Source organism: Amycolatopsis sp. NPDC059657 (genome assembly GCF_042734395.1).
GTDB lineage: Bacteria > Actinomycetota > Actinomycetes > Mycobacteriales > Pseudonocardiaceae > Amycolatopsis.
This window is the reverse complement of the sequence record NZ_JBHWEB010000044.1, coordinates 1-24,708: the sequence shown is the minus strand read 5'-3', so window position 1 is coordinate 24,708 and position 24,708 is coordinate 1. Positions and strand designations below refer to the sequence as shown.

Genomic DNA, 24,708 nt, shown 5'->3' with positions numbered 1-24,708 from the left:
CCTGGGCCGCCCGCTGAGCAACAGGCTCAGGCGCTGTCAGCAGCAGCCTCGCGAGCGCAGCCACCGGGACACGGACAGAACTCGTCTGGCCGTTCGCAATCCGCCACTGCGTCCTGTAAGTGGCCATCGCCGTCAGACACGGCTCACACGCCAGCTCGCCCGCCGCCTTGTGCAGCCGGTACCCATGCGGAGAACCGCACTGCTCCCGTTCCGTCATCACGCAGCCACCTCCCCGCTGTCCGCGACGATCGGGTGCCGCACATCGGAGGCCAGGACATCCCACGCCTCCCGGTCGTCGACCAGCTCCTCGTCGACGACCTCGAACGCACGCGGGTACGGACGGCCGCACTCGCACGGCTCCGGCATAAACCCCGGCGCCACCCACTCGTAGGTGTGGCGGTGCCCCGCAGGTTCCTCGATCGCCGCTTCCAGGTCGCGGGCCCGACCGAGCGCCGTGTCCCGCTCGGCGCGCGCCGCGTTGATCTCGCCGTCCTTCGACGCGAGCGCGATCTTCAGCTCCTCGACCTTCTCCCGCAGCGCGGCAGTCGCGGTCTTCGTGGCTTCGACGGCGCGGTCAACGCGCCTCGTCGTGTCCTTGCGGGCCTCGGCGAGTTCTTCCTTCAGCCGCTCGAGCTCGGCGGCCGCGTCTGCGGGGCCACCCTGTTGATTGGCGAGCTGAGCCTTCAAGCTGTTGATCTGCTCGACCAGGCCCTGTTCAAGCGTGACGATCGCGGCCTCGGCACGCTGAGCGCGCTCCTGCTCGCCTCCGAGCTGGTCCGCCAGCTGCGCATTTTCCTGCCACAGTCGAGCAAGCTCGGCGCTGACGACCTCATCGGCACGGGCGGCGACCATCTTCGAAACGATGTGCTCTTGCACGGCCGACGCAAGGACACCGATGTACTCGGGGAGCGCCGCATCATCACCGACACGTTTCGTCCAAGCGTGGTCGGCTCGCTTGAGCACGACCTTGGGGTCGAGCACCTGACCGTTGATGTCAGCCACGGCGAGCACCACCTTCAAGAACCACTCGCGCGAGGTGCAGGAAGTACGGCCCCGATCTCTGCTCGATGGAGTTGTCGACCTGGGAGTCGGCCTCATCGAGCAGGGTTGCCAGATCCCGCACGGCCTCCTTCGTCGGCAGCATCACGTGCTTGAGCAGGTCCGGGCCGCCGTGCTCGGCGAGAAGCCGCATCGCGGCTTTACCGCCGTTGTGTCGCCGCACCTGCGCCTGGATCTGCTGGCTAACTCCGACCTGCTCGCAGTTCCCGGTGCGGGCGAACAGGTGGATCAGCCGCGAAACGTCGTGCGTTCCGGTGACCACGAGCACGACCACGGGGTCGGGCCCGAAGCCGTCGTTGTGCTCGATGTCGTACGACCTGGTCTGGTACGTCATGAAACACCGCCGACCGAGACGCGGTGGACACTGAAGCCGGACAGGGCCATCGCTTCGAGCACACTGTCGGCGAACGCGGCCCGTGCCGACGGCGTCCACTGCTCAGGCGCGTAGGCCCCCAGGATCTGAGCGAGGATGTCGCCGTCCACCCGACCAGGAAGCGACTTCAGCAGCCGAATCTGTCGCTGCAGGCCCGCCACCACCGGCCAAATCCGCGCCATCACGTCGTCGACGCACATACGCCAGTCCGCGCCGATCTCACGCGCCTTCGCCTCGACGTCTTTCCAGGTGGCCTGGATCTGCGCCCGCAAGTCTTCGTCCGATGTGGACTCGGGCATGGCGTCACCGACGAGCCGTGTCACCTCGGCCGTCGCGCTATCGAGGACGTTTTCCACGGCCTGCAACAGGCTTTCTCTGCCCAGGATGGTCATGACGCACCGCCAGCGAGCAGCGGCTTGCACTGCCACTCGTAGGTCTCGACCTTCTCGGTGACCTCGATGGTCGGCACCTCGGCCAGCAGTTTCGGGTCCGGCACGGTCTTCGTGACGGTCTCGGTGCCGGTAACGACGCGCTCACACACCTCTTCGCGGTAGGCGAGCACCTGCGCTTTTACTCCGCCGAAGTCGATGATCAGGTTGTGCCACGTGTCGTTTATGTCCTTGGTGACCTTCGCGCCGTGCCTCAACGCCACCCGCGCGAACATCGCCTGCTGCTCAGCCTCGTTCCCGTCGGCCAAGTGCACGTTGATCGCGGCGTCCGTCAGGGTGTACCGGAATCCGTCGGCGGTCTCGGGGTTCTGTTCGATCATGTCTGCAAATGCCCGCAGACCAGCGGCGAGCTGAACGTGCAATGGCTTGTCGTCGCTCATCGGTTCTGGTCCTCCAGTTGCTGCCGCATTTCCTCAGCGCGGGTTTGGGCGTTGGCTTCCTCAATGACCGCGTCGTCCGCCCCATTGCGCACGATCTCGTTGGCCTTTTTGAACGAGTCGAACATCGCCATCAGACCCCCACCGTCTTCCGGTTCAGAACGTCCAGCTCGGTGATGGTCACGATGCCCGCGAAGCCATGGCGCGCAATGAGATCTGTGCGGACGTCGACCACCACAGACACGCGGCGACCACAGTCGATCAGGCCCGTTGCCGTGATCGTCGAGCGTCGGTTGCCGCGATCGACGCGCACGGTTCTGCGTCGCAGCGACGCGCCCCACGTCAGGAAACGTGCGACGTCGTCGTCGTGCATCCGCAGCTGCGGCTCCCCCGGAATCCGGACCGACAACATCCGGTCGTCAAGATGGTTTCCCTTGGCGTGCTTGACGATCGCGTCCAACGTCTCGAAGTCGTTCATCGCGACACCGCCAGAGCGAATGCGATGCCGGCGGCGACGAAGCACAGGACCGCGCCGAGCGCCAGGCCGCTGAACATCGACGCGGACACGAGACGCCCCCACTTCGCGAGCGTCGGATGCGCGGGCACCTGGATCCTGAGCACGGTCGGCATGTACTGCGACAGGTCACCGACGAGCGCGTCGACACCGGTCTGCTCGGCGGGTCTGATCCCGCTCGCCGCGCTCATCGGTGATCCCGCGTCGGGTAGCCGTCGGCGTCGATGTCGTCGCCGACCTTCGCGGCGAGCTCGACGACGGTGACCTGCTCGCGGATCGCGGTGCCCGCGCGGCGCGCGAGCTCCCCCGCCATCGCGTGGAAGGCCTCGACGCTTACGGTCTCTCTCAGGCGGACGGTCATCTCGACCTCGCCCACGCGGCCGCGACGGCCATCAGCACGCCGAAGCTGGCGGCGGCGACAGCTGCTTTACGCACGACGTACGGCCTCCGCAGTGCCGCGGATGCCTTCGTCGTCACGTCGATGGCGACCCAGGCCGTAACCCAGGCGGCCGTCGTCATGAGGTAGACGAACGTCGACAGTGCCCACAGGATCGGCTCGGCCGCGCTGTGCTGGTCGGCGTGCTTCGGTTCCGGGTGTTCGACCCGGGCGGGCCGGAAATTCCGGTCACCGGTGAGCGGGTCGACGAATTCGAGCATCACGGCGCGCGGCTTGCCCGGCGGGGATGCGAGGATGGTGCTCGTCATGGAGGTATCTCTCCTTGGCTGGGCCCGGTGTTCACAGCACCGGGCCGACTTATTTCCTTGGTGGGTCAGGCAGAGCGCAGGTTTGCGCCTGTGCGCATGGCGGCCCGGGGCTCGCCCTGGTCCTTGATGGCGGGCTTGAGGTAGCGCTCGATCTCGGCGAGCGGGATCAGGTACGCCCGGCCTTCCTTGATGTGGCCGAGGCGTCCGAGGTGGATCAGGCGCATGACCGCGCGGTATCCGATGCCGCCGAGCAGCACCGAAGCTTCGGCAGGCACGTACGCCTTCCGCTCGGGGACGTCGCCGACCGGCTCCTGCGTCTGCGTCTTGGGCGAGGCGTTCACCGCGGTCTCCTCTCCGGCTTGGGGGTCTTGGGCTGTGCAGGTGCCGGACCTTTGGGTGTTGCGGGGGCTGGTCCGGCCGGGCGAGGCGGGGGAATGGGATGGGCCTGGAGATCGATCACGCGGGCTGTTTGACCCAGTCGCTGGCCATGACCTGGTCGATCGGCAGATCGAGGACCTTGGCGAGGCGGTGTAGGACTTCCGGTTTCGTGGAGTTCCAGCCGTTCTCGATGTTGTAGAGCGTCTTCGTCGACCGGCCGATCTGCTTTGCGACCTGCGCGGGTTCCAGGCCCAGCTCGATCCGCCGTTTGCGGATGTTGCCTCCGAGTGCTGTGGCCATGCGAGACACCATAGGACAGTTTTCAAGACAGTGCAAGACAGTAAAGGACAGGGCTGGGCCAAAAGTGGCGCATGCTTGCGCCCTAAGACGGTTTAAGAGTAGAAAATGAGCACACGGAGGGGACAGGATGAGACACTTACAGCGAAGACCGCGACGTCAGAGGCCATGTGTCGTAGACACGAGGCGACTCTTAGGCCACACTTACCGAGTGGCCGGGGAAGGACAATCTAGGAATCTCGCCGACCAGGTGATCTCGGGACGTGCCCGCGAAGGCCTGGAACAGGCAGACCTTGCCGACCGCATGGGCGTCAGCCTGAAGACCGTGCAGCGCATCGAAGCGGGCAAGCCGGTCTCACCCACGACGCTCAGCAAGCTGGGCGACGCACTCCACTGGCCAACCGGCGGGTACCGCGTTGCCATGGCCGGCCGCGACCCACTCAGCGTGTCGCGCCTCGCGCCCGAAGTTCTCGCCGCGCTGCAACGCATCGCCGCGCGCCAGACCGAGGTGCACCGGAAGATCTCGCTCGTCCCCGACGTCTACGACCAGTTCGGATCGGAAGCCGCGCGCGCCGCGCTCACGAAGCTGAGTACCGAGGCGGCGGCACTGAGCGCCGAAACGGCCGATCTGCTCGCTTCCCAGCTGTCGGATTCTGCCGACGAGGGCACCGAAGTCAGCTGAGCACGTTCGGAGTTGCCACTACTCCATACAGGCGATGTTACTAACGCTGTGCAACTGTCTCTTGATACACAGGACAGTCTCGGGGAAGCGGCATGTGTAGAACGTACAAAGGGAGTCGCGCATGTCCAAATTCATGCTCTGGTTCGCCGGATTGGCGGGCCTATGCACTGGGGTCGTCCTCTTCGAAATCGTTTACCGACTAGTTAGTAAGGAGCATTTCCTATCTGAATCGCTTCTGGACCTGTTCCGGGCGACGATGTTCCTACTGTGGATCTTCGCAGGTCTCTGCGCTGCAGTGACGGAGGTGCTGGACTATATTGACAGGACCTATGTGGACTGGATGGAGACCGCCAGGGAGGCACGCGAGAAAAAGAAGAAGGCAGAAGTAACCGCGATGATGAAGGATCTTGGTTGGAATTTCCCAGGTTCTTCACCGGTCGACAATTCGAACACGGACGGCCCCGCCACTATCCCCTTTCAGGGGGATGGCCGAGTAATTCCTATGCGTAATCGTCCCGCCAGCGACGCACGGTAATGGCGCGACAACCAACCCCAATCGGCACATGGGGCAACATCAACTGCAAGCAAAAGCCGTCAGGCAAATGGCGCGCAGAGGCCTATCTCCGCATGGGGGACGGCACCTCCAAGCGCGTCGAGAAAACGGGCGATACCAAGACCAAGGCGATCAATGCCCTGAAAAAACGCCTCTCCGAGCTGGTCGACGAGATCAAGGCCGGTGAGATCAACGCCGACACGCGCATGCGGGTGATCGCGTACGCCTGGCTGGAGTGGCTGGAGGCGGACTACCGCCTCTCCGGCAAGAGCATGGACACGGTGCGGCAGTTCCGCGGCTACGTGAAGAACTGGGTCGTCAAGTCGATCGGCGAGCGAACCGCGCGCGAGTGCCGCTCGGCCAAGCCGTACAACGACTTGATCCAGCGCTGCCGCGAGCAGCGCAGCTACGACGCCGCGAAGAGCCTGCGGACGGTCCTTTCCTTGATCTGCGAGTACGCGATCAAGTGCGAGGCGCTGGAGGTCAACCCCGTCAAGTCGACCCAGCGGCTCAGTCGGGCCGTCGACAAGAAGCCAGAGATCAAGTCCCTCGACGCAGCACAGCGAGCAGATTTGATCGTGAAGCTGGAGGCGTTCGGCAAGGCAAGACAGACGGACAAGAGGGGGCGACGGATCGGCCGCAAGGCGTTGGTGTGGACGCAGTTGCCCGACCTGGTCGACTGCATGCTCGCCACGGGCGTGCGCGTGGGGGAACTGCTGGCGCTGGCAGGGCCGGACGTGATCATCTCGAAGGACACGGTCAAGCTCAACATCGGGCATCACATCGTCGTCGAGCCGGGCACAGGCGTGCGCCGGATGCCGGGCCGGAAGGGCAATCGCCCGGCGCTGGTGATCCAGGTACCGCAGTGGTCGTGGTCGATCTGGCGACGACTCAAGCTCGCGGCGGGCGTCGGCCCGCTGTTCCCTGCGTTCGGTGCTGAGTGGCTGGCTCCCGCCACGATGATCAACCGGATCAAGGAGGCGTTCACCGAAGTGGGCTACGGGTGGGTCACGAGTCACGTGTTCCGCAAGACCGTCACGGCCGTGCTCGACGAGGCAGGCCTGTCGAACAAGGAGATCGCCGACCAGTTGGGGAACACGGAGCGCGTGGTGGAGCAGCACTACCGACCGAAGAGACCCGAGAATCCGCGCACGCTGGCCGCGCTGGAGGGGATGAAACGGGAGCAGGCGGGCTGATTCAATCTGGAGGGTTCTTGGAGGGCGGCACCGTTTTGGGCCCGAAAAGTAAAGAGCCCCAGGTCTATGACCTGGGGCTACGCTCCCCCGCTTGGACTCGAACCAAGAACCCTCCGGTTAACAGCCGAATGCTCTGCCAGTTGAGCTACAGGGGATCGCTCATCTGATCGGATCGCTCCGACCAACGAGAGAAACTTTAGCGCACAGCCTGAGAGGCCCGCGCAGGGACCCCCCTGTTCCAACCGGCGACATGACGGCGGGGATTAGTGGACACTGGGGAGCGCTGGTGGCGATCGAGCGTGAGGGCGTGGCGTGGATGAAGAGGTTCCTGCTGGGTGTGGCCGCGGGGTATGTGCTGGGCGCCAGGGCCGGGCGGGGGCGGTACGACCAGATCATGCGGAGCTACCGCAAGGTGGTCGACCATCCGCTGGTGCAGGGCGCCGCCGGGGTGGTCCGCGCGAAGATCAGCGAGCGGTGAGCACTCGGCTGTTAACCGGAGGGTTCCTGGTTCGAGTCACCGGTCAGTCGGGAGTGACCGCGACCGCGAAGATGCGGCGGAACTCGAACCAGGTGGTGCCGTCCGCGCGGGGCGGATAGGCCTTGGCCAGGCGGGCGGCGAGGTCGGCGCGGAAGGTCAGCCAATCTTCCGGGGACAGGGCCGCCTTCGCCGGGCGCAGCGCCGTGCCGGTGATCCACTCGAGCACCGCGTCGGGGCCGGTGAGGCGCTGGACGTAGGTGGTTTCCCAGGCGTCGACCGCGCAGCCCTCCGCCGCGAGCAACTCGGCGTAGTCCTGGGCCGTGTCGACGGCCGACTCGTCGCGCAGCGAGAGTTGCCAGGAGGCGGCCACCTCGCGGGCCAGTACGTGGGACGGGGCGTCGAAGTTGCCCGGGACCTGGAACGCGAGCCAGGCGCCCGCCGGGAGCTCGTCGACCCAGCGGCGGAGCAAGTCGCGGTGCTCGGGGACCCATTGGAGCACCGCGTTGGACACGAGGACGTCCGTGTCGGGCTCCGGGGCCCACTCCTGGGCCGTGAGCACGCGCGCGTCGACGCCCGCAGCTCGGGCGGCCGCCACCATTTCGGGTGAGTTGTCGAAGGCTTCGAGGGTCGCGTTGGGCCAGCGTTCGCCCAGCGTGCGGGTGAGATTGCCGGGACCGCAGCCCAGGTCGGCCACTCGGCGGGGCTCCTCGGCGCGGATGCGGGCCACGAGATCGTGGAACGGCCGCGCGCGCAGGTCGGCGTAGTCGAGGTATTTGGCCGGGTCCCACATGAGCGCCTCCCGCAACAGTACGGCTGTACTGAGTACGAGCGTACTGCTACGAGTGGGGCTTGGCCAGCTTCGTGGCTGCCTCGGCCGCGATATCGGACACGAGCGCCGGGTCGGTGCCGGGGTCCGGCCGGACCTGGAGTACGACGCCGTCCTGGCCGGGAAGCTTGCGCTGGACGAACCAGGCACCTCCGCCCGGCAGCTCCTGGCGATGCCTGCCACGAACGGAATCGGTGACCCGCTGGCGCACCAGGTACGGCACCTTGCCGGGCGTCTTCAGCCGGTACTTGACGGGAGCGAGGTCGGCGAGCAGCACCGCCTCGCCGGCACGGCCGGTTTCCTGAGCCTCGATCAGGGTGAACGTGCCGTCGTCCCACGCTGCCTTGGCCACGAGATGCCAGGGAACGCGGCGCGGGCCGTCGGGGATCCACAAGCCCAGCGGGGTCACCGCCAGGAAACCGCCGCCTTCGACGGCCGCGCTGCCGACGACGTGTTCGCCCGGCTCCAGCGAACCGGTGAAGCCCTCGGGCACCCGGTCCCCCAGCAGGAACTTCACCCAGCGCATCGCTAGTCCAATCCGCCGATCGCCTGCGACTTCAGCGCCTTGCGATATTGCTCCAGCGCCACGAGGTCGCCGAACAGCGCCCGGTAGTCGTCAGGGGCCTCGACCGGCGAGAGCCGCGTCAGCTTCGACTTGATCTCGGCGATCTGCCGCCCGACCAGGTTCTCCTGGACGGCCGCCAGCACGCCGCTGATGTAGCGGGTGTCGGCCTCGCCCTTGGCGCGCAACGGTTCCACCGCGAGCGCGCTCATCAGGATGCGGACCTTCCCTTGTGGACAGTGGGCGCTCGCCGCGTCGATCAGCGCCGGGCCCGCGAGTCCTGACGAGACGCCGCCCGCGGCCAGCACCGCCTTGTGCACCAGCACGTAAGCGGGGTGCGTGAACGCGTCTTCTGGCAGCGCGTCGTACTCGGGTCCGGCGATCGCGGGCTCCTGCAGCGCGGCCTTCAACGCCTCGCGCTGCGCGACCAGCCTGGGGTCGCCGGGCGCGGGCAACGGGATGTCGCCCGCTTCGCCGTTGCCGGTGGACACCGGGGCCGCGACCTTGCGGGCGGCCTGCTTGTCCGTCGCGCCGGCGCTGCCGCGCACGCGGCTGACCACCTGCGCGGGATCCGGCCAGCCGACCCACCACGAGAGCTTCGTCGCGTAACCGTCACGCGAGGCGCGGTCCTTGATCCTGGCGACCAGCGGGACGGTCTTCTGCAGTGCCGAGACCTGGCCGTCGACCGAGTCGAGGTCGAAGGTTTTGAGCATGCTCTTGATCGCGAACTCGAACAGCGGGATCCGCCGCGCGACCAGGTCACGGACCGCGGCCTCGCCCTTGGCCAGCCGCAGGTCGCACGGGTCCATGCCGTCGGGCGCCACGGCGACGTAGGTCTGCCCGGCGAAGGTCTGGTCACCTTCGAACGCCTTCAGCGCGGCCTTCTGGCCAGCCTCGTCGCCGTCGAACGTGAAAATGATCTCACCGCGGAAGGCGTCGTCGTCCATCAGCAGGCGCCGCAGCACCTTCATGTGGTCCTCGCCGAACGCGGTGCCGGACGACGCGACCGCCGTCGGCACCCCGGACACGTGCATGGCCATCACGTCGGTGTAGCCCTCGACCACGACCACCTGGTGCCGCTTGGAGATCTCGCGCTTGGCCAGGTCCAGCCCGAACAGCACCTGCGACTTCTTGTAGATCGGGCTCTCGCTGGTGTTGAGGTACTTAGCCTCGATGCGGTCGTCGTCGAACAGCCGCCGCGCGCCGAAGCCGACCACGTCGTTGCCGACGTCGCGGATCGGCCAGACCAGCCTGCGGTGGAACCGGTCGATCGGCCCGCGCTGGCCTTCCTTGGCCAGGCCGGCCGTGAGCAGTTCCTTGATCTCGAAACCCTTGTTCAGCAGGTGTTTCGTGAGCTTGTCCCAGCCGGACGGCGCGAACCCGCAGCCGAACGTCTGCGCCGTGGCACCGTCGAAACCGCGCTCCTTGAGGAAGTCGCGCGCCGCCTGCGCGTCGGGCGTTTGCAGCTGCGCGGCGTAGAACTCCTGCGCGTGCTTGTGCGCCTCGACCATGCGGGTGCGGGTGCCACGGTCACGCTGGACCGACGCGCCGCCGCCCTCGTAGGTCAGCCGCAGGCCGACGCGGTCCGCGAGCCGCTCCACGGACTCGACGAACGACGTGTGCTCCATCTGCATGATGAACTTGATGACGTCGCCGCCCTCGCCACAGCCGAAGCAGTGGAAGGTGCCGTGAGTGGGGCGCACGTTGAACGACGGGGTCTTCTCGTCGTGGAACGGGCACAGTCCCTTGAGGCTGCCGCCACCCGCTCGACGCAGGAGCAGGTACTCCCCCACCACCTCGTCGATCCGGTTGCGGTCGCGCACCTCGGCGATATCGCTTTCCCGAATCCGTCCTGCCACACCCCCACTCTAGGGTGTGTCTCAAAGTCAGGGCCGGTGGGCTTCGTGATCCAGGTGGCTCCTGGCGGTGCCGCGGAATCATCCTCGTACCGGGTTGTACTCGGGTGATTCCGCGGTGCCGCCAGGGGCCGCCTGGGCGCGGAGACCGCGGCCATGGCTTTGAGACACGCCCTAGGTTCGGACCGCGCGGAGGCCTTGCGGCACACTCGGCGTATGAGCGCGCTGGACGTACTGGCCGAGGAATTCGCCGCCCACCGATCCCATCTGGTCGCGGTCGCCTACCGGCTCACCGGCACGGTCAGCGACGCCGAAGACGCCGTCCAGGAGTCGTGGCTGCGCATCGCGGGCCTCACCGATGCCCAGCGTGACGCCATCATCGACCGCCGAGCCTGGCTGACCACGGTGGTCGGCCGGATCTGCCTGGACCGGCTCCGCTCGGCCGCCGTGCGCCGCGAGCAGTACATCGGGCAGTGGCTGCCGGAGCCGATCGTCACCCCGATCGGCAACGCGCCGTCACCGGATCCGCTGGAGGCAGCGGTGCTGGACGACGGCATCCGGCTGGCGGCGATGGTCGTGCTCGACAAGCTCACGCCCGAGCAGCGCGTCGCGTTCGTGCTGCACGACGCGTTCTCGGTGCCGTTCGGCGAGATCGGCGAGATCCTCGGCTGCAGTGCCGCCGCGGCCCGCCAGCACGGGTCACGCGGGCGCCGCGCGCTCGCCGACGCCGACCCGCCGCCCCGCGTCGCGCTCGCCGAGCAGCAGGCGATCCTCGAGAAGTTCACCGTCGCGCTGCTGAGCGGCGACATCCACGCGGTGGCCGAGGTGCTGCACCCGGACGTGGTGCTCATCGGCGACTCGAACGGCAAGGCACGCACCACCCGGCAGATCATGGTCGGCGCCGACAAGGTCATGCGGTTCTTCCAGGGCCTGCTGCGCAAGTACCAGCCCGGCGCGTTCGACCAGAGCGCGCCGGTACTGGTCAACGGCGACCTGGGCTTCTACATCCCGCCGGTGCCGGAACCCCAGGCCGGTTTCCCCGCGGTCGACGCGCATGTCGACGCCGTCAGCATCCGCGACGGCAAGATCGTCGCGATCTACGACATCGCCAACCCCGACAAGCTCACTCGTCTGACGAATCCCGTTTCTTAGCCGACCGGACCGCCAGCGCGAGCAAGATCAGCGCACAGGCGGCGAAGTACCCGAGCGCGGCAGGCTGGCTCAACGGCGAGTCCGACAGCACCTGCGCGTTGCCGCCGTTGCGGCCGCCGCTGGCGCCGCCGTCACCGCTGAGGAACTTCTTGGCGACGTTGAACGGCAGCCAGCGGTGGATCTCGATGCCGACCTCGGGGATGGCGGCGACGGCGTCTTCGGCGATGAGCACGTAGACGATCAGCAGCGCGACCCCGGCGCTGTGCTGCAGGAACAGCCCGCTCGCGACCCCGATGACGGCGGCGAACGCGAACACCGGGCCGGTGCCGGCGACCATGAACCAGTCGGCGGCGCTGTCGAGCGCGAGCCCGTCCGGCGCGACGAGATAGCCGGCGCCCCAGGCCCCGAACGCCGCGAGTTCGCCGACACAGAACGCGAACACGGCCACGACCAGCGCTTTCGCCAGCAGGATCGGCGTGCGGCGCGGCACCGCCAGGTACGAGGTGTAGATCGTGCCGACGCGGAACTCGGTGGTGGCCGACAACGCGGCGAGCACCGTGATGACGGCCAGCGCGAACGGATAGCCGAACTGGGTGCTCGCCACGGTCGGCGTGAACGTGCCCTCGACGTGGTTGCCCACGATGAGCATGCCGAAGCCGATCATGACGGTCAGCACGAGCGCGGCGCAGGACCAGGCCGAGCGGGTGCTGACGAGTTTGACGCGTTCGGCCGCGATGAGTGCCATGGGATTCCACTTCCTTGTGGTGCCTTGTGGTGCAAGGAATCCTGCGCCGTTCGCGCGCCGCGCACGTCAGCCTGAGGCCCGAAAAGCGGTCTCCTACCTCAGGGGGACCTCGCAGGCGGCGCCCGAGGTGAAGCCCTGGTCGGTGATCTCCAGCGCGCTGTTCATCCGCCCGCGCGAGTTCTCCAGCGAGATCAGGTAGGTCAGCTCGATGACGCCCTTGCGGCCGAACTCGGCTTCCAGCTCGGCGACCTGCTCGTCGGTCACGGTCACCGGCGTGGCGGTGACCGCGTCGGCGTACGCGATCGCGAGCCGCTCCTGGCGGCTGAACGCGGGCGAGGTGGCATAGTCGTCGATCTTCTTGAGCCGCTCGATGTCGAGGCCCTCGTGCAACTGCAGCATGGTGCCGAAGTCGACGCACCACGAGCAGCCGAGCTGGGTGGCGGTCCGGTAAACCGCGAGCTCACGCACGCTCAGCGGTAACGTCTTCGCCGATTTTTCGACCAACATCTCGTGCACCGCCGAAGCCCGCAGCAGGCCTTGGTGGTGCGCGGTGATCGTCAGCGGCTCGGGCACAGCGCCGAAGCGCTTGCGGGCGTACCGGTAGACGAGCTTGAGCAACGGTCCGGCATCGGTGTACTTGATCGCGGTCAGGCGGGGCATGTTTCTCCTCCTCGTCGGTGTTCGAAGTGGAGACGAGACAGCCACGAAGTGTGTGACTCGGGATGGGCCCCGCGGCCCATAAAATAATGGGCGAGGGAGGCCGCGATGGTGGATCCGATACTGGTCGGCGCGCTGATCTGGCTGCTCGACCGGATCGCGGGCCGCGGCGTCGACTGGCTCTTCGACAACGCCGTCGGGCGCGGGCGTGGCGCGCTGTCCGCACCGCAGGTGAAGCGCCACGACCTCACCTCGCCCGGCGCACAGGCCACCAGCGATGTCGACTTCACCGTGCGGCATCACCTGGCCCAGACGAGATCGCCGGTGATCCTCACCTTCCAGAAGTTCAGTGACAAGTCCACCGGCATCACCCTCCCGATGGTGCTCGGTGACACCGCGCACGTGACACTGCCCCGCAACCACTACTTCGTCACCGCGCTGATCGTCGACCTGCCCAAGAACTCGGGCGACCTGCCGACGCTGCGCGGGCTCGGCTGGGCTCAGCCGTTCATCGCCGACAACCACACGGCCAAGATCACCATCGCCACCCAGCAGCCGACGGACGCGCTCGTCACGAAGATCGGCTTGAAGCAACAGGACGGCGCCACCCCGTTCCTCCTGCCCGCCCCGCCCAGTACGACCGCCATTCAGGACTTTTTCGCCACGGATCCGAAGAAGCGCTTCCCGCTGATCGGTCAGCAGCCTGCCGCAAGCCCCGCGTTCAAACCACTCAAGCCGCAAAGCCCCTCGCTGAAGGACTTCCTCTCACGGCTGGACACGCCGTTGGAGCCGCCGAAGCGCTTCACTCCGGTGAGCCCGCGCAACAAGTTCGTCCCGCAGGTGCCGAAGAAGGCTTCGCCGGAGATGTGCCGTGCTAAGGCCTGGGTGGGCACCGGGGCCTGCGCGTTCCTCGCGCACCAGGACCGCCTCTGCAAGATCCATCGCGACCAGATCCTGAACGGAGCCAAGGTCTTCGACCACACGACCGGCCAGCGCATCGTGCTGTAGCGGGCTCGTGAGTGGTACGGCCGGTTCTAACCGGCCATACCACTCACGAGCCTTAAGGCGTCAGGGCGCGGGTGTCCCACACCCAGACGCCGTTCACGAACTGCCCAGGCTTGTTCAGCAGCAAGTCCACAGTGGACCGGAAGGCGAACTCGTTCTGCCGGGGGATCAGCACCAGCACGTCCGCGTTCCAGTACTTCAGGTCGTCGACGGCCTGCGCGCGCATGGCGTCGTCGATCGGCGGGGCCGTGCCGGTCTGCCTGATCTGGTCGAACAGGATCGACGTCGGCCGCTGGATCGCGCCGTACCGGCCGCGTTTGTCGTCAGGGCCGTTCGGGCCGACGAAATAGCCCTCCGGCATGGAAAAGCCGAGGCCTGCGTCCATCTGCCAGTGCAACGGTTCCGACTCGCCGCCGCTCGGCAGCGGGACCGTGACGACCGTGCCGCCGGACACATAGGACTTCCAGGTCCCGTCCGCGAAGAACTGCGGGGTCGGCGGGCGGTCCTTCACGATCAGTTTCGTGGGCGCGATCGGGAGCAGCACCGCGAGGATCGCGCCGATCCAAAGCAGCCGCAGCGGGACCTCGCGGGTGCCGGGGCCGAGTGCGAACACGCGGTGCGTCGCGACCGCCAGCAACGCGCCGATCAGGGGCACGCAGCCCATCGCGAACCGGGACTCCAGCACCGATTCCAGCAGTGGCAGCTCGTTGAACCACTTCCATGGGCCGGGGATGCCGGTCTCCTCATGCGCGACGATCACCTGTACGCCCAGCGAAAGCCACGCCATCACATACATGGCGATCGCCATCGAGCGTGCGAAGCGGTCGCGCCAGAGCCAGATGGTCAAGACCACCATGAACACGATCAGCGGCCAGCCGAAGAAGGCGTTCTCCTCGGTGCGGTTCATCGAGACGTCGGCGGCGGCCTTCGCGTCGCCCGCGATCGACTGGGTCGCGAAGCGGGTGAACGCCGCCGTGTCGTTGCCGACCGAGCCGTGCTCGATGGCCTGGTAACTCTCGGGGCCGAAGAACTGCCACCACAGCGGGAAAGCGGTGATCACCAGCGCCACCGCCGTGCCGATGCCGCAGCCGGTCGCGAACGGGCGGAGCATGGCCAGGATCTCGCGTGGTTTGGACAACGCGTACGCGAGAGCGAAGATCAGGAACGTCACGGCCGTGATGAGCAGCGGCTCTTCGCCGAGGAAGATCTGGTACGCCGTCAGCAGGCCGAGAATCACGCCGTTGCGCACCGGCCGCTGGCCCTGCGCGAGCTGGATCAGCTTCAGCACGATGAACGGCAACAGGAACCACGCGACGAAGTTCGGGTGCGCGTTGCCGTGCGAAACCATCGAGGGCGCGAAGCCGCAGAACGCGCCGCCGATCGCGGCCGCGGGCCGGGAAGGCACCAGGTGCCGTGAGAACACCCAGTACCAAGCCGCCGCGGAGCCGGCGAGCCCGCCGGTCAGCGCGATCGCCCAGGTCACCGTCGGGCCGAAGAGCAGCGTGATCGGCGTCAGCGGGATGCCGAGGCCGAGCATGGCCGTGTTGGCCATCATGTTCACGCTGAGCGGGTAGTTCTGCAGGTTCGACGACAGCGGGTTGTCGAGGTTCACCACATTGCGCGCGGTGACGTCGAAGAACCACTCCCAGAGATTCTGGTCGGACGCGCTGTTCCAGAGGTAGCCGCTGGTGAAGTTCAGCCACTGCCCGCTGTACAGGATGAGCGCGAACAGCAGGTAGCCCCCCGCGATGCCGACGTCCGCGCGTCTCCACTTGCGGCCGGGCGGCTCGGCGACCTCGATGACCTCGGGTTCGTCCTCGAAGTCGAAGGGCTCGGCCGGGTCCAGGCTGATGTCCGAGAAGCTGGGACGGTCACCGGTTGGGGTGTCACCCACTTGGACTTCCTCAGGGCTCGACGACGCGGGTGAAAAAGTAGACCACACCCGTTTCGGCGTGCCGCACCAGCAGCAGGAAAGGCCGGTCGACCACGACTTCCACCGGATCGTCGGTGATCATCGCGGTCAGCCGCATGGTCGCCGCGGTCGCCGCCGCGCCCTCGAGGCCGTGCTCGTCGATTCGCAGCACCGACTGGTGCAGCACGTCGGCGACGCACAGTTCCTTGCTGGGACTCAGAGGGGTGAAATCCGCGCTGGGGCTGAACACGGTCCGCACACCGAGCGATTTCAGCGTCGCGGTCAGCGGGCTGCGGACGTCGATCGCGAACTTGGGCAGCGACAGCCGGACCATCGTGGACTCGGTCGCGGTCAGCAGCCTGCCGAGCCGGGTGCCGTCGAGGTCGCATTCGGCCTCGCCGAGGTCCCCGTCGGGCAGCAGGACGACCGCTTCGACACCGCCTCCCGCAGGGAGCGTGACGATCTGCCAGCCGTCGCGGGCTCCGTAGCCGAGCGTCTCCTCCTGCCAGAGCGTCGGCACCTCGCGAGTCTCGTCCTGCACGTGGAACGGCGCGAGCGCGGTGTTCCGGTCGACGAACGGCTTCTGCCATGCCGTCTTGAGATACAGCGCGTTGACCAGCGCGGCGACCGTGTCCGGCGCGATCGTGCCCGCCTGCAGCAGCTCGGGGATCAGGTCACGCGTCGTCTTCGCGACGTCAGCGTTGATGACCTCGCGCGCGCCTTCGGGATCACTCACGAACGGCGCCGACGCGACCCGCCCGCCTGGCCATTCCGCCAGCGAGAAGTCCTCGTTGAGCGGGAGCTGGTCCCAGGCCCACAGCGTGTTCGACACGGCGATCTCCGCGTCGCGCAGATCGGTCGCCTTGTGCAGCAGGTCAGGTTCGGAGCCGATGGTCAGCGCGTCCAGTTCCTCCGCCGCACGCCCCCGCACCGACTGCCTGAGCAGGCCCAGCGCGCTCGCGATCGAGAACGGCGAGAAACAGGCGTTGCCGCCCGAGGGCGCGAGCGCCCGGTGGAGCGTCCAGCAGAAGCGCAAATGCTCGTCCGAGGAAGCCATGCCCCCGAACCTACCCGTGACGGCCGGTATGCCACGAGTACCAAGCCTGGGCCTGGGCATCCGTCAGCGACGCGACCTGGTCGACGACCACCCGCAGCCGCGCGTCGTCGTCGGCCGCCGCCTCCCAGGCAGGCACGAAGATCGGGTCGAGCGCCTCCGGCGCCCGGCTGGTCAGCAGCGTGACCAGCTCGATGACCATCTGCCGCTGCCCGTCCTGCATCGCGAGCCGCCGCTTGTCGCTCATCACGTACCGCAGCGCGAGCGCCTTGAGCAGCGCGACCTCGGCCGCGACCTGCTCGGGCACCGCCAGGTCCGCCGCGTACCTGGCCAGCGGGCCGTCACCGTGCTTCGCGCGGGTCCCGGTCACCGCGGCCGACGCGAAACGCCCGACGAGTTCGCTGGTCAGCCGCTTCAACGCGACCTGGCCCGCGAGCGAGCCATGCCGCTCCGACGCCAGCGCCGCGACCACGGGCAGGTCGACCAGCTCACGGGCCGCGCTCTCCAAAGTGGACACGGACTGGTTCGAGAAATGCCTGGCCGCGGCCTCCGCGATCGCCGAGCGCTCGTCCGCGTCGGCCAGCACGCGCAGCGAGATCCGCCCGGCCAGCACGCCGTCTTCGACGTCGTGCACCGAGTACGCGACGTCGTCCGCCCAGTCCATGATCTGCGCTTCGAGGCTCCGCGCCCGGTCGGGCGCGCCCTCGCGCAGCCAGGTGAACGCGGCGAGGTCGTCCGCGTAGACGCCGTACTTCGGGTTGCCGGGCTCCCGAGGCCACGGATACTTCGTGGTCGCGTCCAGGCAGGCACGGGTGAGGTTGAGCCCGGCGTCGCCGACCTTGGGCTCCAGCCTGGTCAGGATGCGCAACGTCTGCGCGTTGCCCTCGAAGCCGCCACACGGCCGCGCGACCTCGTTCAGCGCCCGCTCGCCGTTGTGCCCGAACGGCGGGTGCCCGATGTCGTGCGCGAGGCCGGCGGTGTCGACCAGATCGGGGTCGGCGCCCAGCTCCTCGGCGATGCCGCGGCCGATCTGCGCGACCTCCAGCGAATGCGTCAGCCGGGTGCGCGGCACGCCGCTGACCTCGGCGCCCTCCCCCGGCCCGACCACCTGCGTCTTGCCTGCGAGGCGCCGCAGCGCGGCCGAATGCAGCACGCGGGCGCGGTCACGGGAGAACGGGCTGCGCCCATCCGAGCGCGAGCCGGGCAGCGCGGAGCCCTTGGGGGCCTCATCGAGCCATCTTGCCCGGTCATGCGAGGTGTAGACGTCTTCTTCCACGTCGTCAGCTTAAGCGCATCAGCCGACGTCGGTTCCTCCGAAATCGGTCGCAGGCGTCTTGGTCAGACGGTAGAAGAGCAACGCGCGCGTCTCACGCCAGATGTAGCGGAACTGGATCTCGCGGGTCTGCACGATCGGCCCCGAGTGCACGGGTGACGTCCACGCCTCCAGCCCCGCGTCCTCGGCCATGGCCCGCGCGCGCAGGCCATGCCACGGGTCGCTGACCAGCACGACCGTGCGCAGGCCGAGCCGGTGCACCTCGCCTGCCACCGCCTGGAGGCTGCGCAAGGTGTCGCTCCCTTCACCGACGGCCAGCGTCGCGTCGGCAGGGACACCGTTGCGCTTCAGCCACAACGCGCCCGCGTCGGCCTCGGTGAAATTGTCGCCGGACTTCTTGCCGCCGGTGGTGACGATGGTCTTCGCGACGCCCTCTTCGTAGAGCCGCTTCGCCTTGGCGAGCCTGGCTTCGAAGATCGCCGACGGCTTGCCGTTGTACTGGGCCGCGCCGAGCACGACGATCACGTCGGCCCGCGTCCGGTCGTCCAGGCGCGCGACCTGCCACACCCGGACCATGGTCCCGCCGAGCACGAGCAGCGCGATGAGCACCGATCCGAACAGCGCGCGGCGCACCCACGCACCTCGCGTCACACCCGTACTCACCCGCTCAGTCTCCCAGAGCGGATATCCGAGCTATAACCACCCACGGTCCTCGGCGAGCCGCACGGCCTCGGCCCGGGTGCGCGCGCCCGTTTTGCCGATGGCCGAAGACAGGTGATTGCGCACTGTCCCTTCGGAAAGGTGCAACGTCTTCGCGACGTCGGAGACCGTGCTGCCGTCCTTGGCGATGCGCAGCACGTCGTGCTCGCGCGCGGTCAGCGGGCTCGCGCCGGTCGCCAGCGATTCCGCCGCGAGCGCGGGGTCGACCACCCGGAGTCCACTGTGGACACGGCGGACCGCGTCGACCAGCTGCTCGGGCGGCGAGTCCTTGACGACGAAACCCGCGGCGCCCGCGGCCATCGCGCGGGCGAGATACCCGGGCCTGCCGAAGGTGGTGCAGATGATGATCCGGCAGGCAGGAAGCAGCTTGTGCAGCTCGGCGGCCGCCTCCAGGCCGTCCTTTCCGGGCATCTGGACGTCCAGCAGCGCGACGTCCGGGGCGTGCTCGCGCGCCGAGGTCACCGCGTCTTCGCCGGTGCCGACCTGCGCCACCACCTCGATGTCCGGTTCCAGGTCCAGCACGGTCGCCAGCGCGCCGCGCACCATCGCCTGGTCGTCGGCCAGCAGCACCCTGATCACGACGGCACCTCGGCCCGCACCACGAATCCTCCTTCGGGACGGCTGCCCGCCCGTACCGTGCCGCCGACCTGCGCCAGCCGCTCCTGCAGGCCGCGAAGCCCGTTGCCGGGCGCGACCTCGTGCGCGTGCGCGCCGTCGTCGGCGATCTCCAGCCAGGTCCTGCCGAGCCGCACGGTCACGTGCCGCGCCCCGGAATGCCGCACCACGTTGGTCACCGCCTCACGGAGAACGTAGCCGAACGTGCGCTGCAGATCCGGCAGCACATCGTCGACGGCGTGCGGCAGGTCGGCGTCGATCTCGGCGGCACGCAACGCGACGCGCGCGCCGGCCAGTTCGGCCGAGAGTGAGACTTCGCGATAGTCCGAAACGGTCAGCCTGACGTCCGAAAGCGCGCTGCGGGCGAGTCCTTCGACCTCACGGATCTCGGTGATCGCCTTCGCGGGCTCGGCGGAGCTTTCCAGTATCCGCCTGGCCAGCCCCGCCTTGACGGTGATCGTCGTGAGGCTGTGCCCGAGTATGTCGTGCAGGTCGCGGGCGACGCGCTCGCGTTCGTTCGCGACGGCGAGGTCGGCGATGTCCTCGTTCGCCTTGCGCAGGCTCCTGATCGCGCGGACCAGGCGGCCGAACATGAACATCGAGCCGGTGACCGCGGTGACCGTGGTCAGATCGCCGAGCTTGTCGAACTGCCCGCCGGCGATGATGACGATCGTGGCCGCCAGCAGGCTGCCGACGTCGAGGATGAGCGCCGGTCCGATCGGGAGCGCGAACCCGACGATGCCCAGCGCGTAGATCAGCTGGTAGATCGCGTCCATTCCCCACATCCAGAGCAGGCACCAGCCGAGCGCCACCATCCCCGTGCAGAACAGGATCCTGGCGCGCAGCTTGAACCTGATCATGGTCAACGGGAAGAGCAGGTAGCACGCGCTGTAGACGAACAGCACGGCGAACATCAGCGCCTTCACCCACACCGGCCCGTCGGCGGCCGAGATGTCGCGGACGCCGGGCACCACCATCGGCAGCAGGAAGGCGGTGCCCAGTATCAGCCAGCGGAAGGGGAACCGCTCCGGGCGACTCGGCCTGGAGGACTGGATGAACTCATCATTCCACCAGTGCCCCCACGCCCAGACCGAGTCTTCGACCGCTCCCACGACTGCCTCTCCGTTAGACCCGCGCGCCGTCTTTACGGTAACGCCTGATCACGAGCGCCCCGAGCACCACGGTCCACGCGCCGGTCAGCAGCAAGGCACTGCCCATCGAAGCGTCGGCGCCGGAGCCTGCGACGTGATAGCCCAGCTGGACCGCGCCGTAGCTCGGCAGGAACTGGGCGATGTCGTGCAGCCACGACACGCTCTGGACCGGGATCCACAGTCCGCCGAGGAAACCCATGCCCATCATGATCAGCATGTTGACCGGCTGCATGGAGTCCACCGTGCCGAACTGGCCGAGCAACAGCCCGAGGAAGATGAACGGGATCATGGTCGCCCACGAAACGCCGATCAGCACGGCCCATTTCGCGAGGTCGAAGTCGATGCCCTGGTTGAGCCACGCGACCACGGGCACGAGGACCATCGCGGGCAACCCGACCAGCAGTGCCGAGACGGCCTTGCCGCTGAGATAGCCGGTGCCCGAGAGCGGGGTCAGCCGGAGCTGGCGCTGCCAGCCGGTCGACCGTTCGTAGGCTAGCTTCGTCGCGTTCGACATGGCGGCGCCGAAACCGCCGAACACCATCATGTTGACCATCAGCACGACCACGACGGCGGCGTGGTCCTTGTCGTTCTTGCTGACGAAGACGTTGCTCTGCAACAGGAACATCAGGATCGGGAAGGCCACAGCGAACATCACGAACCGAGGCGAGCGGAACATGCGGAGTATTTCGGAACGCAGGTAGGCGACGCTCATCGGTTGTCCTCTTCGGAAGTCAGTGAAAGGAAGGCGCCTTCGAGGCCGACCGCGGTGACCTCGATGTCGCGTGCGTCAGGGAAACGCGTGAGCAAGGCACGCAAGGTGATGTCGGAATCGTTGCTGGACAAGGCAATCCGGTCCGCGCGCAGTTCGTAGCCGGTGACCGCGGGCAGCGCCGCGATCACCGGCTCGGTGGCGGTGGGCACGACCGCCCGTACCGTGCGACCCCCTTGCAGCGCACGGACCTCGGCGACCGAGCCATCGGCCACGATTGTGCCGCCACGCATGAGAATCACGCGGTCGGCGAACTCCTCCGCCTCTTCGAGATAATGCGTCGCGAAGAGCACTGTGCGGCCGGAGTCGGTGTACGTGTACATGGACTTCCAGAACTCGCGTCTGGTTCCCACATCCATCGCGGCGGTCGGCTCGTCGAGCACGAGCAGGTCCGGATCACTCACCAGCGCGACCGCGTACCGGACACGCTGCTTCTGCCCGCCGGAGAGCTTGTTGGCCCGCCGACCTGCGATGTCCTCGATACCGGCGCTGCGCAGCGCCGCCTCGACGGGCATCGGCCTGCGGTGCAGCGATGCGATCATCGTCACGGTCTCGCGGACAGTCAGATCGTCGAGCAGCGCGCCGCCCTGCAGCATCGCGCCGATCGCGCCCTGCGCGACGGCCTCGTCCGGCGTCGCCCCGAACACCGTCACGCTGCCACCGTCGGGCTTGGTCAGCCCGAGGATCATGTCCACAGTGGTCGATTTGCCCGCGCCGTTCGGCCCGAGCAGCGCGACGACCTCGCCCGGCGCGATGGTCAGGTCGATCCCGTCGACCGCGTGGACGTCCCCGTAGTGCTTACGCAGGCCGCGCAGATGTACCGCGGCCCCCGCCGCGACCCCCGCGTCCCCATGCCTGGTCTGTGTTTTCTCCATGACCAGAACCTTGCCGCTTGACGCGCCCCCGGCCCCGGATCACCTGTCACGACCTCCCCATGACAGGTGTCATGGACATGAAAAGCGGGCTTTATCCCAGTGTGGGATAAAGCCCGCTTTATCGCGTTCTAGCAGCCGATCAGGCGAGAGGCCAAATACGACTCGAGCTTGTCGATCGCGACGCGCTCCTGAGCCATGGTGTCGCGCTCGCGCACGGTCACCGCGTGGTCGTCGAGCGAGTCGAAGTCCACGGTGACGCAGAACGGCGTGCCGATCTCTTCCTGACGGCGGTAGCGCTTGCCGATGGAGCCCGCGTCGTCGAAGTCGACGGCCCAGTGCTTGCGCAGCATGGCCGAGACGTCCTTCGCCTTGGGCGAGAGGTCGGCGTTGCGGGACAACGGAAGCACGGCCACCTTGTACGGCGCGAGGCGGTAGTCGAGCTTCAGCACGACGCGCTTGTCGACGCCGCCCTTGGCGTTGGGCACCTCGTCCTCGTGGTACGCGTCGACCAGGAACGCCATCATCGAGCGGCCGACACCGGCGGCGGGCTCGATCACGAACGGCCGGTAGCGCTGGCCGCTCGCCTGGTCGAAGTACGACAGGTCCACACCCGAGTGGTTCGAGTGCGTGGTGAGGTCGAAGTCGGTGCGGTTGGCGATGCCTTCCAGCTCGCCCCACTCCTGGCCCGCGTTGAACGCGAAGCGGTACTCGATGTCGACGGTCCGCTTCGCGTAGTGCGAGAGCTTTTCCTTCGGGTGCTCGAAGTGGCGCAGGTTCTCGGCCTTGATGCCGAGCTCCTTGTACCACTCGGTGCGCGTGTCGATCCAGTACTGGTGCCAGGTCTCGTCCTCGCCGGGCTCGACGAAGAACTCCATCTCCATCTGCTCGAACTCACGCGTGCGGAAGATGAAGTTGCCCGGCGTGATCTCGTTCCGGAACGACTTGCCGATCTGGCCGATGCCGAACGGCGGCTTCTTGCGCGAGGTCGTCTGGACGTTCAGGAAGTTGATGAAAATGCCCTGCGCGGTCTCCGGGCGAAGATAGGCCAGGCCCTCCTCGGTCTCGACCGGGCCCAGGTGCGTCTTCAGCATCATGTTGAAGTCGCGCGGCGCTGTGTACTCGCCACGGGTGCCACAGTTCGGGCAAGGCACCTCGGACAGGTTGTCCTCCAGCACCTCCTTGCCCGTGCGTGCGGAGTAGTCCTCGGCCAGCTGGTCGGCGCGGAAGCGCTTGTGGCACGAAAGGCACTCGATCAGCGGGTCGGTGAAGACGTTCACGTGGCCGGAGGCGACCCACACCTGGCGCGGCAGGATGACCGACGAGTCAAGGCCGACGACGTCGTCGCGGCCCTGCACCATCGTCTTCCACCACTGGCGCTTGATGTTGTCCTTGAGCTCGACCCCGAGCGGTCCGTAGTCCCACGCCGACCGGGTGCCGCCGTAGATCTCTCCGCACGGGAAGACGAAGCCACGGCGCTTGCACAGGCTGACAACGGTCTCAATGGTATTGGCGGGCACTCCACGCTCCGAAGCATGCGGGGACGGTTAGAAGGTACAAGCGTACAGACCCGTAGCCAGCGACTTATGTCAAGGGCGGCCAACCAGCGACGCCGTCACGATCCGGTTGTCCTCGTAGCCGGTGCTGCCCCCGACATATTCGCCCCCGCAGGTGACCAGCACCAGCCGATGCGGCCCATCCGGCGAGAAGAACTCCTCGGCACGCTGGGCGAGCTTGTCCTTGTGCACGGTCTCGACGGCCTCGATCTTGTACGTCCACTTCCCGCCGGCGGCGTCCGAGACGCTGACGTCCTGCCCCGCCTTGATCCGCCACAGCTCGTCGAACGGGCCTTTCTTGCCCTTCCAGTTCACATGGCCTGAGAAGAGCGCAGCGCCCTTGTCGGCCCCGACCTTCGAACCCCACCACGCGGCCTCGTCGAGCCCCTCGGGGATCGGCAGAGTGCCATCGTCCTTCAGGTCCTGGTGCACGAGCTTGGCGACCCCGCCGCCGGGCAGCGTCACGACACCGGGCTCCTTCCCCGACTCGTCCGGCTTCGCTGCCTGTTCGACGGCCTGGCTGGTCGGTGCGGTCTTCTGTTCGGGTGCGCTGCCCCCACACCCGCTGACCAGCACCGCGACGGCCGCGACGGCGACCAAGAACCCCTTCAAGTGTTGCTCCCTAGCTCGACATCCGTTCTCGCCGGATGTCACCGCCTGGGAGCCCCATTCGGTTGCATCGAATTTCAGGCGTCGTGAGTGGTACGGCCGGTTCTAACCGGTCTAAACACTCACGACCCCTGATCTCGCATGGCCAGGCCGTGGGCGAGGGGTTCCCCGCTGCACCCAACACAGCAGGGGAACCCCTCGTTCAGCCGCGAAATGCCATGCGCGAGTGGTGGGGGGGGGTGGGGGGGGGGCGGCAGGGAAACACCACCCCCCCCCACCCCGCACCCCCACGACAAAACAAACCCCACAGACC

At 67.6% G+C, this 24,708-nt stretch carries 32 protein-coding genes and 1 tRNA gene; 6 read left to right on the top strand and 27 right to left on the bottom strand.

Annotated features, from left to right (window positions below; translation table 11 throughout):
• Positions 1-216 precede the first annotated feature (216 nt).
• From ACFV15_RS23665 to ACFV15_RS23615, 11 genes are all read right to left on the bottom strand, one after another.
• Positions 217-1,002, bottom strand: a complete 786-nt coding sequence (locus tag ACFV15_RS23665; protein ID WP_378352745.1) for a hypothetical protein — start codon at positions 1,000-1,002, stop codon at positions 217-219.
• On the bottom strand, positions 995-1,393 hold the full coding sequence (locus tag ACFV15_RS23660; RefSeq protein ID WP_378352744.1) for a hypothetical protein: 399 nt from the start codon (positions 1,391-1,393) through the stop codon (positions 995-997). Before ACFV15_RS23660 ends, ACFV15_RS23665 begins: the two co-directional genes overlap by 8 nt.
• Entirely contained in the window at positions 1,390-1,824 is a 435-nt protein-coding gene (locus ACFV15_RS23655) for a hypothetical protein (protein ID WP_378352743.1), read from the bottom strand. The genes ACFV15_RS23660 and ACFV15_RS23655 overlap by 4 nt, the downstream gene beginning before the upstream one ends.
• On the bottom strand, positions 1,821-2,261 hold the full coding sequence (locus ACFV15_RS23650) for a hypothetical protein (protein ID WP_378352742.1): 441 nt from the start codon (positions 2,259-2,261) through the stop codon (positions 1,821-1,823). The genes ACFV15_RS23655 and ACFV15_RS23650 overlap by 4 nt, the downstream gene beginning before the upstream one ends.
• A complete protein-coding gene (locus ACFV15_RS23645) occupies positions 2,258-2,392 on the bottom strand; it encodes a hypothetical protein (RefSeq protein ID WP_378352741.1) in 135 nt (44 codons plus the stop codon). The genes ACFV15_RS23650 and ACFV15_RS23645 overlap by 4 nt, the downstream gene beginning before the upstream one ends.
• Positions 2,392-2,736, bottom strand: a complete 345-nt coding sequence (locus ACFV15_RS23640; RefSeq protein ID WP_378352740.1) for a hypothetical protein — start codon at positions 2,734-2,736, stop codon at positions 2,392-2,394. The genes ACFV15_RS23645 and ACFV15_RS23640 overlap by 1 nt, the downstream gene beginning before the upstream one ends.
• A complete protein-coding gene (locus tag ACFV15_RS23635) occupies positions 2,733-2,963 on the bottom strand; it encodes a hypothetical protein (protein WP_378352739.1) in 231 nt (76 codons plus the stop codon). The genes ACFV15_RS23640 and ACFV15_RS23635 overlap by 4 nt, the downstream gene beginning before the upstream one ends.
• The gene (locus ACFV15_RS23630; protein ID WP_378352738.1) at positions 2,960-3,133 is read right to left on the bottom strand and encodes a hypothetical protein; all 174 of its coding nucleotides are present in this window, start codon (positions 3,131-3,133) and stop codon (positions 2,960-2,962) included. Before ACFV15_RS23630 ends, ACFV15_RS23635 begins: the two co-directional genes overlap by 4 nt.
• Positions 3,130-3,477, bottom strand: a complete 348-nt coding sequence (locus ACFV15_RS23625; protein WP_378352737.1) for a hypothetical protein — start codon at positions 3,475-3,477, stop codon at positions 3,130-3,132. The genes ACFV15_RS23630 and ACFV15_RS23625 overlap by 4 nt, the downstream gene beginning before the upstream one ends.
• A 65-nt stretch (positions 3,478-3,542) precedes the next feature.
• The gene (locus tag ACFV15_RS23620; protein WP_378352826.1) at positions 3,543-3,818 is read right to left on the bottom strand and encodes a helix-turn-helix domain-containing protein; all 276 of its coding nucleotides are present in this window, start codon (positions 3,816-3,818) and stop codon (positions 3,543-3,545) included.
• 115 nt (positions 3,819-3,933) lie between these two features.
• Positions 3,934-4,155 carry a helix-turn-helix domain-containing protein gene (locus ACFV15_RS23615; protein ID WP_378352736.1) on the bottom strand — a complete coding sequence of 74 codons (222 nt, stop codon included), beginning with the start codon at positions 4,153-4,155 and terminating at the stop codon, positions 3,934-3,936.
• Between the two features lie 208 nt (positions 4,156-4,363).
• Between ACFV15_RS23615 and ACFV15_RS23610 the strand changes: the two genes are divergently transcribed.
• The 3 genes from ACFV15_RS23610 (at position 4,364) to ACFV15_RS23600 (ending at position 6,583) form a co-directional block, all read left to right on the top strand.
• Positions 4,364-4,834 carry a helix-turn-helix transcriptional regulator gene (locus ACFV15_RS23610; RefSeq protein WP_378352735.1) on the top strand — a complete coding sequence of 157 codons (471 nt, stop codon included), beginning with the start codon at positions 4,364-4,366 and terminating at the stop codon, positions 4,832-4,834.
• A 121-nt stretch (positions 4,835-4,955) separates the two neighbouring features.
• Positions 4,956-5,369: a hypothetical protein gene (locus ACFV15_RS23605; RefSeq protein WP_378352734.1), complete on the top strand. Its 414-nt coding sequence runs from the start codon at positions 4,956-4,958 to the stop codon at positions 5,367-5,369.
• Positions 5,369-6,583, top strand: a complete 1,215-nt coding sequence (locus tag ACFV15_RS23600; protein WP_378352733.1) for a hypothetical protein — start codon at positions 5,369-5,371, stop codon at positions 6,581-6,583. The genes ACFV15_RS23605 and ACFV15_RS23600 overlap by 1 nt, the downstream gene beginning before the upstream one ends.
• Positions 6,584-6,665: 82 nt before the next feature.
• Here ACFV15_RS23600 and ACFV15_RS23595 read toward each other — a convergent pair.
• Positions 6,666-6,738: transfer RNA gene (locus ACFV15_RS23595), tRNA-Asn, on the bottom strand.
• Between the two features lie 131 nt (positions 6,739-6,869).
• Here ACFV15_RS23595 and ACFV15_RS23590 point away from each other — a divergent pair.
• Positions 6,870-7,061, top strand: a complete 192-nt coding sequence (locus ACFV15_RS23590) for a hypothetical protein (protein WP_378352825.1) — start codon at positions 6,870-6,872, stop codon at positions 7,059-7,061.
• A 43-nt stretch (positions 7,062-7,104) separates the two neighbouring features.
• Here ACFV15_RS23590 and ACFV15_RS23585 read toward each other — a convergent pair whose 3' ends face one another.
• The 3 genes from ACFV15_RS23585 to dnaG are packed head-to-tail and all read right to left on the bottom strand — an operon-like array spanning position 7,105 to position 10,308.
• The gene (locus ACFV15_RS23585; protein WP_378352824.1) at positions 7,105-7,851 is read right to left on the bottom strand and encodes a trans-aconitate 2-methyltransferase; all 747 of its coding nucleotides are present in this window, start codon (positions 7,849-7,851) and stop codon (positions 7,105-7,107) included.
• A 46-nt stretch (positions 7,852-7,897) separates the two neighbouring features.
• Positions 7,898-8,413, bottom strand: a complete 516-nt coding sequence (locus ACFV15_RS23580) for a hypothetical protein (RefSeq protein WP_378352732.1) — start codon at positions 8,411-8,413, stop codon at positions 7,898-7,900.
• Between the two features lie 2 nt (positions 8,414-8,415).
• The gene (dnaG, locus tag ACFV15_RS23575; RefSeq protein ID WP_378352731.1) at positions 8,416-10,308 is read right to left on the bottom strand and encodes a DNA primase; all 1,893 of its coding nucleotides are present in this window, start codon (positions 10,306-10,308) and stop codon (positions 8,416-8,418) included.
• 213 nt (positions 10,309-10,521) lie between these two features.
• Here dnaG and ACFV15_RS23570 point away from each other — a divergent pair, with 213 nt between their 5' ends.
• Positions 10,522-11,457: a sigma-70 family RNA polymerase sigma factor gene (locus ACFV15_RS23570; protein ID WP_378352730.1), complete on the top strand. Its 936-nt coding sequence runs from the start codon at positions 10,522-10,524 to the stop codon at positions 11,455-11,457.
• Here ACFV15_RS23570 and ACFV15_RS23565 read toward each other — a convergent pair.
• Positions 11,429-12,202 (bottom strand): hypothetical protein, encoded by a 774-nt coding sequence (locus ACFV15_RS23565; RefSeq protein WP_378352729.1) that lies wholly within the window; start codon positions 12,200-12,202, stop codon positions 11,429-11,431. The two genes, ACFV15_RS23570 and ACFV15_RS23565, sit on opposite strands and share 29 nt — an antisense overlap.
• A gap of 93 nt (positions 12,203-12,295) precedes the next feature.
• Positions 12,296-12,862 (bottom strand): carboxymuconolactone decarboxylase family protein, encoded by a 567-nt coding sequence (locus tag ACFV15_RS23560; RefSeq protein ID WP_378352728.1) that lies wholly within the window; start codon positions 12,860-12,862, stop codon positions 12,296-12,298.
• 105 nt (positions 12,863-12,967) lie between these two features.
• Between ACFV15_RS23560 and ACFV15_RS23555 the strand changes: the two genes are divergently transcribed.
• The gene (locus ACFV15_RS23555; RefSeq protein ID WP_378352727.1) at positions 12,968-13,867 is read left to right on the top strand and encodes a hypothetical protein; all 900 of its coding nucleotides are present in this window, start codon (positions 12,968-12,970) and stop codon (positions 13,865-13,867) included.
• Between the two features lie 52 nt (positions 13,868-13,919).
• On the opposite strand, the gene ACFV15_RS23550 is transcribed toward ACFV15_RS23555, so the two are convergent.
• The 10 genes from ACFV15_RS23550 to ACFV15_RS23505 all read right to left on the bottom strand — a co-directional run bounded on the left by ACFV15_RS23550 (position 13,920) and on the right by ACFV15_RS23505 (position 24,398).
• Positions 13,920-15,665: a glycosyl transferase gene (locus ACFV15_RS23550; RefSeq protein WP_378352823.1), complete on the bottom strand. Its 1,746-nt coding sequence runs from the start codon at positions 15,663-15,665 to the stop codon at positions 13,920-13,922.
• A 103-nt stretch (positions 15,666-15,768) separates the two neighbouring features.
• Positions 15,769-16,833: a serpin family protein gene (locus tag ACFV15_RS23545; RefSeq protein WP_378352726.1), complete on the bottom strand. Its 1,065-nt coding sequence runs from the start codon at positions 16,831-16,833 to the stop codon at positions 15,769-15,771.
• A gap of 10 nt (positions 16,834-16,843) precedes the next feature.
• Positions 16,844-18,106, bottom strand: a complete 1,263-nt coding sequence (locus tag ACFV15_RS23540) for a deoxyguanosinetriphosphate triphosphohydrolase (protein ID WP_378352725.1) — start codon at positions 18,104-18,106, stop codon at positions 16,844-16,846.
• 18 nt (positions 18,107-18,124) lie between these two features.
• Positions 18,125-18,766: a YdcF family protein gene (locus ACFV15_RS23535; protein WP_378352724.1), complete on the bottom strand. Its 642-nt coding sequence runs from the start codon at positions 18,764-18,766 to the stop codon at positions 18,125-18,127.
• Positions 18,767-18,796: 30 nt separating this feature from the next.
• Entirely contained in the window at positions 18,797-19,402 is a 606-nt protein-coding gene (locus ACFV15_RS23530; RefSeq protein WP_378352723.1) for a DNA-binding response regulator, read from the bottom strand.
• Entirely contained in the window at positions 19,399-20,550 is a 1,152-nt protein-coding gene (locus ACFV15_RS23525) for a sensor histidine kinase (protein WP_378352722.1), read from the bottom strand. Before ACFV15_RS23525 ends, ACFV15_RS23530 begins: the two co-directional genes overlap by 4 nt.
• Positions 20,551-20,563: 13 nt before the next feature.
• Positions 20,564-21,301: an ABC transporter permease gene (locus ACFV15_RS23520; protein WP_378352721.1), complete on the bottom strand. Its 738-nt coding sequence runs from the start codon at positions 21,299-21,301 to the stop codon at positions 20,564-20,566.
• The gene (locus ACFV15_RS23515; protein ID WP_378352720.1) at positions 21,298-22,233 is read right to left on the bottom strand and encodes an ABC transporter ATP-binding protein; all 936 of its coding nucleotides are present in this window, start codon (positions 22,231-22,233) and stop codon (positions 21,298-21,300) included. Before ACFV15_RS23515 ends, ACFV15_RS23520 begins: the two co-directional genes overlap by 4 nt.
• A 128-nt stretch (positions 22,234-22,361) precedes the next feature.
• Complete coding sequence (locus ACFV15_RS23510) at positions 22,362-23,750, bottom strand: glycine--tRNA ligase (RefSeq protein WP_378352719.1); 1,389 nt, start codon at positions 23,748-23,750, stop codon at positions 22,362-22,364.
• Positions 23,751-23,819: 69 nt separating this feature from the next.
• Positions 23,820-24,398 (bottom strand): class F sortase, encoded by a 579-nt coding sequence (locus ACFV15_RS23505; protein WP_378352718.1) that lies wholly within the window; start codon positions 24,396-24,398, stop codon positions 23,820-23,822.
• Between the last annotated feature and the right edge of the window lie 310 nt (positions 24,399-24,708).

Coding starts and splice junctions, on each gene's coding strand:
- ACFV15_RS23555 (WP_378352727.1), top strand. CDS start 12,968: ATGGTGGATCCGATACTGGTCGGCGCGCTGATCTGGCTGCTCGACCGG.
- ACFV15_RS23515 (WP_378352720.1), bottom strand. CDS start 22,233: ATGGAGAAAACACAGACCAGGCATGGGGACGCGGGGGTCGCGGCGGGG.
- ACFV15_RS23580 (WP_378352732.1), bottom strand. CDS start 8,413: ATGCGCTGGGTGAAGTTCCTGCTGGGGGACCGGGTGCCCGAGGGCTTC.
- ACFV15_RS23660 (WP_378352744.1), bottom strand. CDS start 1,393: ATGACGTACCAGACCAGGTCGTACGACATCGAGCACAACGACGGCTTC.
- ACFV15_RS23570 (WP_378352730.1), top strand. CDS start 10,522: ATGAGCGCGCTGGACGTACTGGCCGAGGAATTCGCCGCCCACCGATCC.
- ACFV15_RS23625 (WP_378352737.1), bottom strand. CDS start 3,477: ATGACGAGCACCATCCTCGCATCCCCGCCGGGCAAGCCGCGCGCCGTG.
- ACFV15_RS23630 (WP_378352738.1), bottom strand. CDS start 3,133: ATGACCGTCCGCCTGAGAGAGACCGTAAGCGTCGAGGCCTTCCACGCG.
- ACFV15_RS23605 (WP_378352734.1), top strand. CDS start 4,956: ATGTCCAAATTCATGCTCTGGTTCGCCGGATTGGCGGGCCTATGCACT.
- ACFV15_RS23615 (WP_378352736.1), bottom strand. CDS start 4,155: ATGGCCACAGCACTCGGAGGCAACATCCGCAAACGGCGGATCGAGCTG.
- ACFV15_RS23645 (WP_378352741.1), bottom strand. CDS start 2,392: ATGGCGATGTTCGACTCGTTCAAAAAGGCCAACGAGATCGTGCGCAAT.
- ACFV15_RS23560 (WP_378352728.1), bottom strand. CDS start 12,862: ATGCCCCGCCTGACCGCGATCAAGTACACCGATGCCGGACCGTTGCTC.
- ACFV15_RS23600 (WP_378352733.1), top strand. CDS start 5,369: ATGGCGCGACAACCAACCCCAATCGGCACATGGGGCAACATCAACTGC.
- ACFV15_RS23520 (WP_378352721.1), bottom strand. CDS start 21,301: ATGAGCGTCGCCTACCTGCGTTCCGAAATACTCCGCATGTTCCGCTCG.
- ACFV15_RS23565 (WP_378352729.1), bottom strand. CDS start 12,202: ATGGCACTCATCGCGGCCGAACGCGTCAAACTCGTCAGCACCCGCTCG.
- ACFV15_RS23545 (WP_378352726.1), bottom strand. CDS start 16,833: ATGGCTTCCTCGGACGAGCATTTGCGCTTCTGCTGGACGCTCCACCGG.
- ACFV15_RS23585 (WP_378352824.1), bottom strand. CDS start 7,851: ATGTGGGACCCGGCCAAATACCTCGACTACGCCGACCTGCGCGCGCGG.
- ACFV15_RS23635 (WP_378352739.1), bottom strand. CDS start 2,963: ATGAGCGCGGCGAGCGGGATCAGACCCGCCGAGCAGACCGGTGTCGAC.
- ACFV15_RS23640 (WP_378352740.1), bottom strand. CDS start 2,736: ATGAACGACTTCGAGACGTTGGACGCGATCGTCAAGCACGCCAAGGGA.
- ACFV15_RS23650 (WP_378352742.1), bottom strand. CDS start 2,261: ATGAGCGACGACAAGCCATTGCACGTTCAGCTCGCCGCTGGTCTGCGG.
- ACFV15_RS23655 (WP_378352743.1), bottom strand. CDS start 1,824: ATGACCATCCTGGGCAGAGAAAGCCTGTTGCAGGCCGTGGAAAACGTC.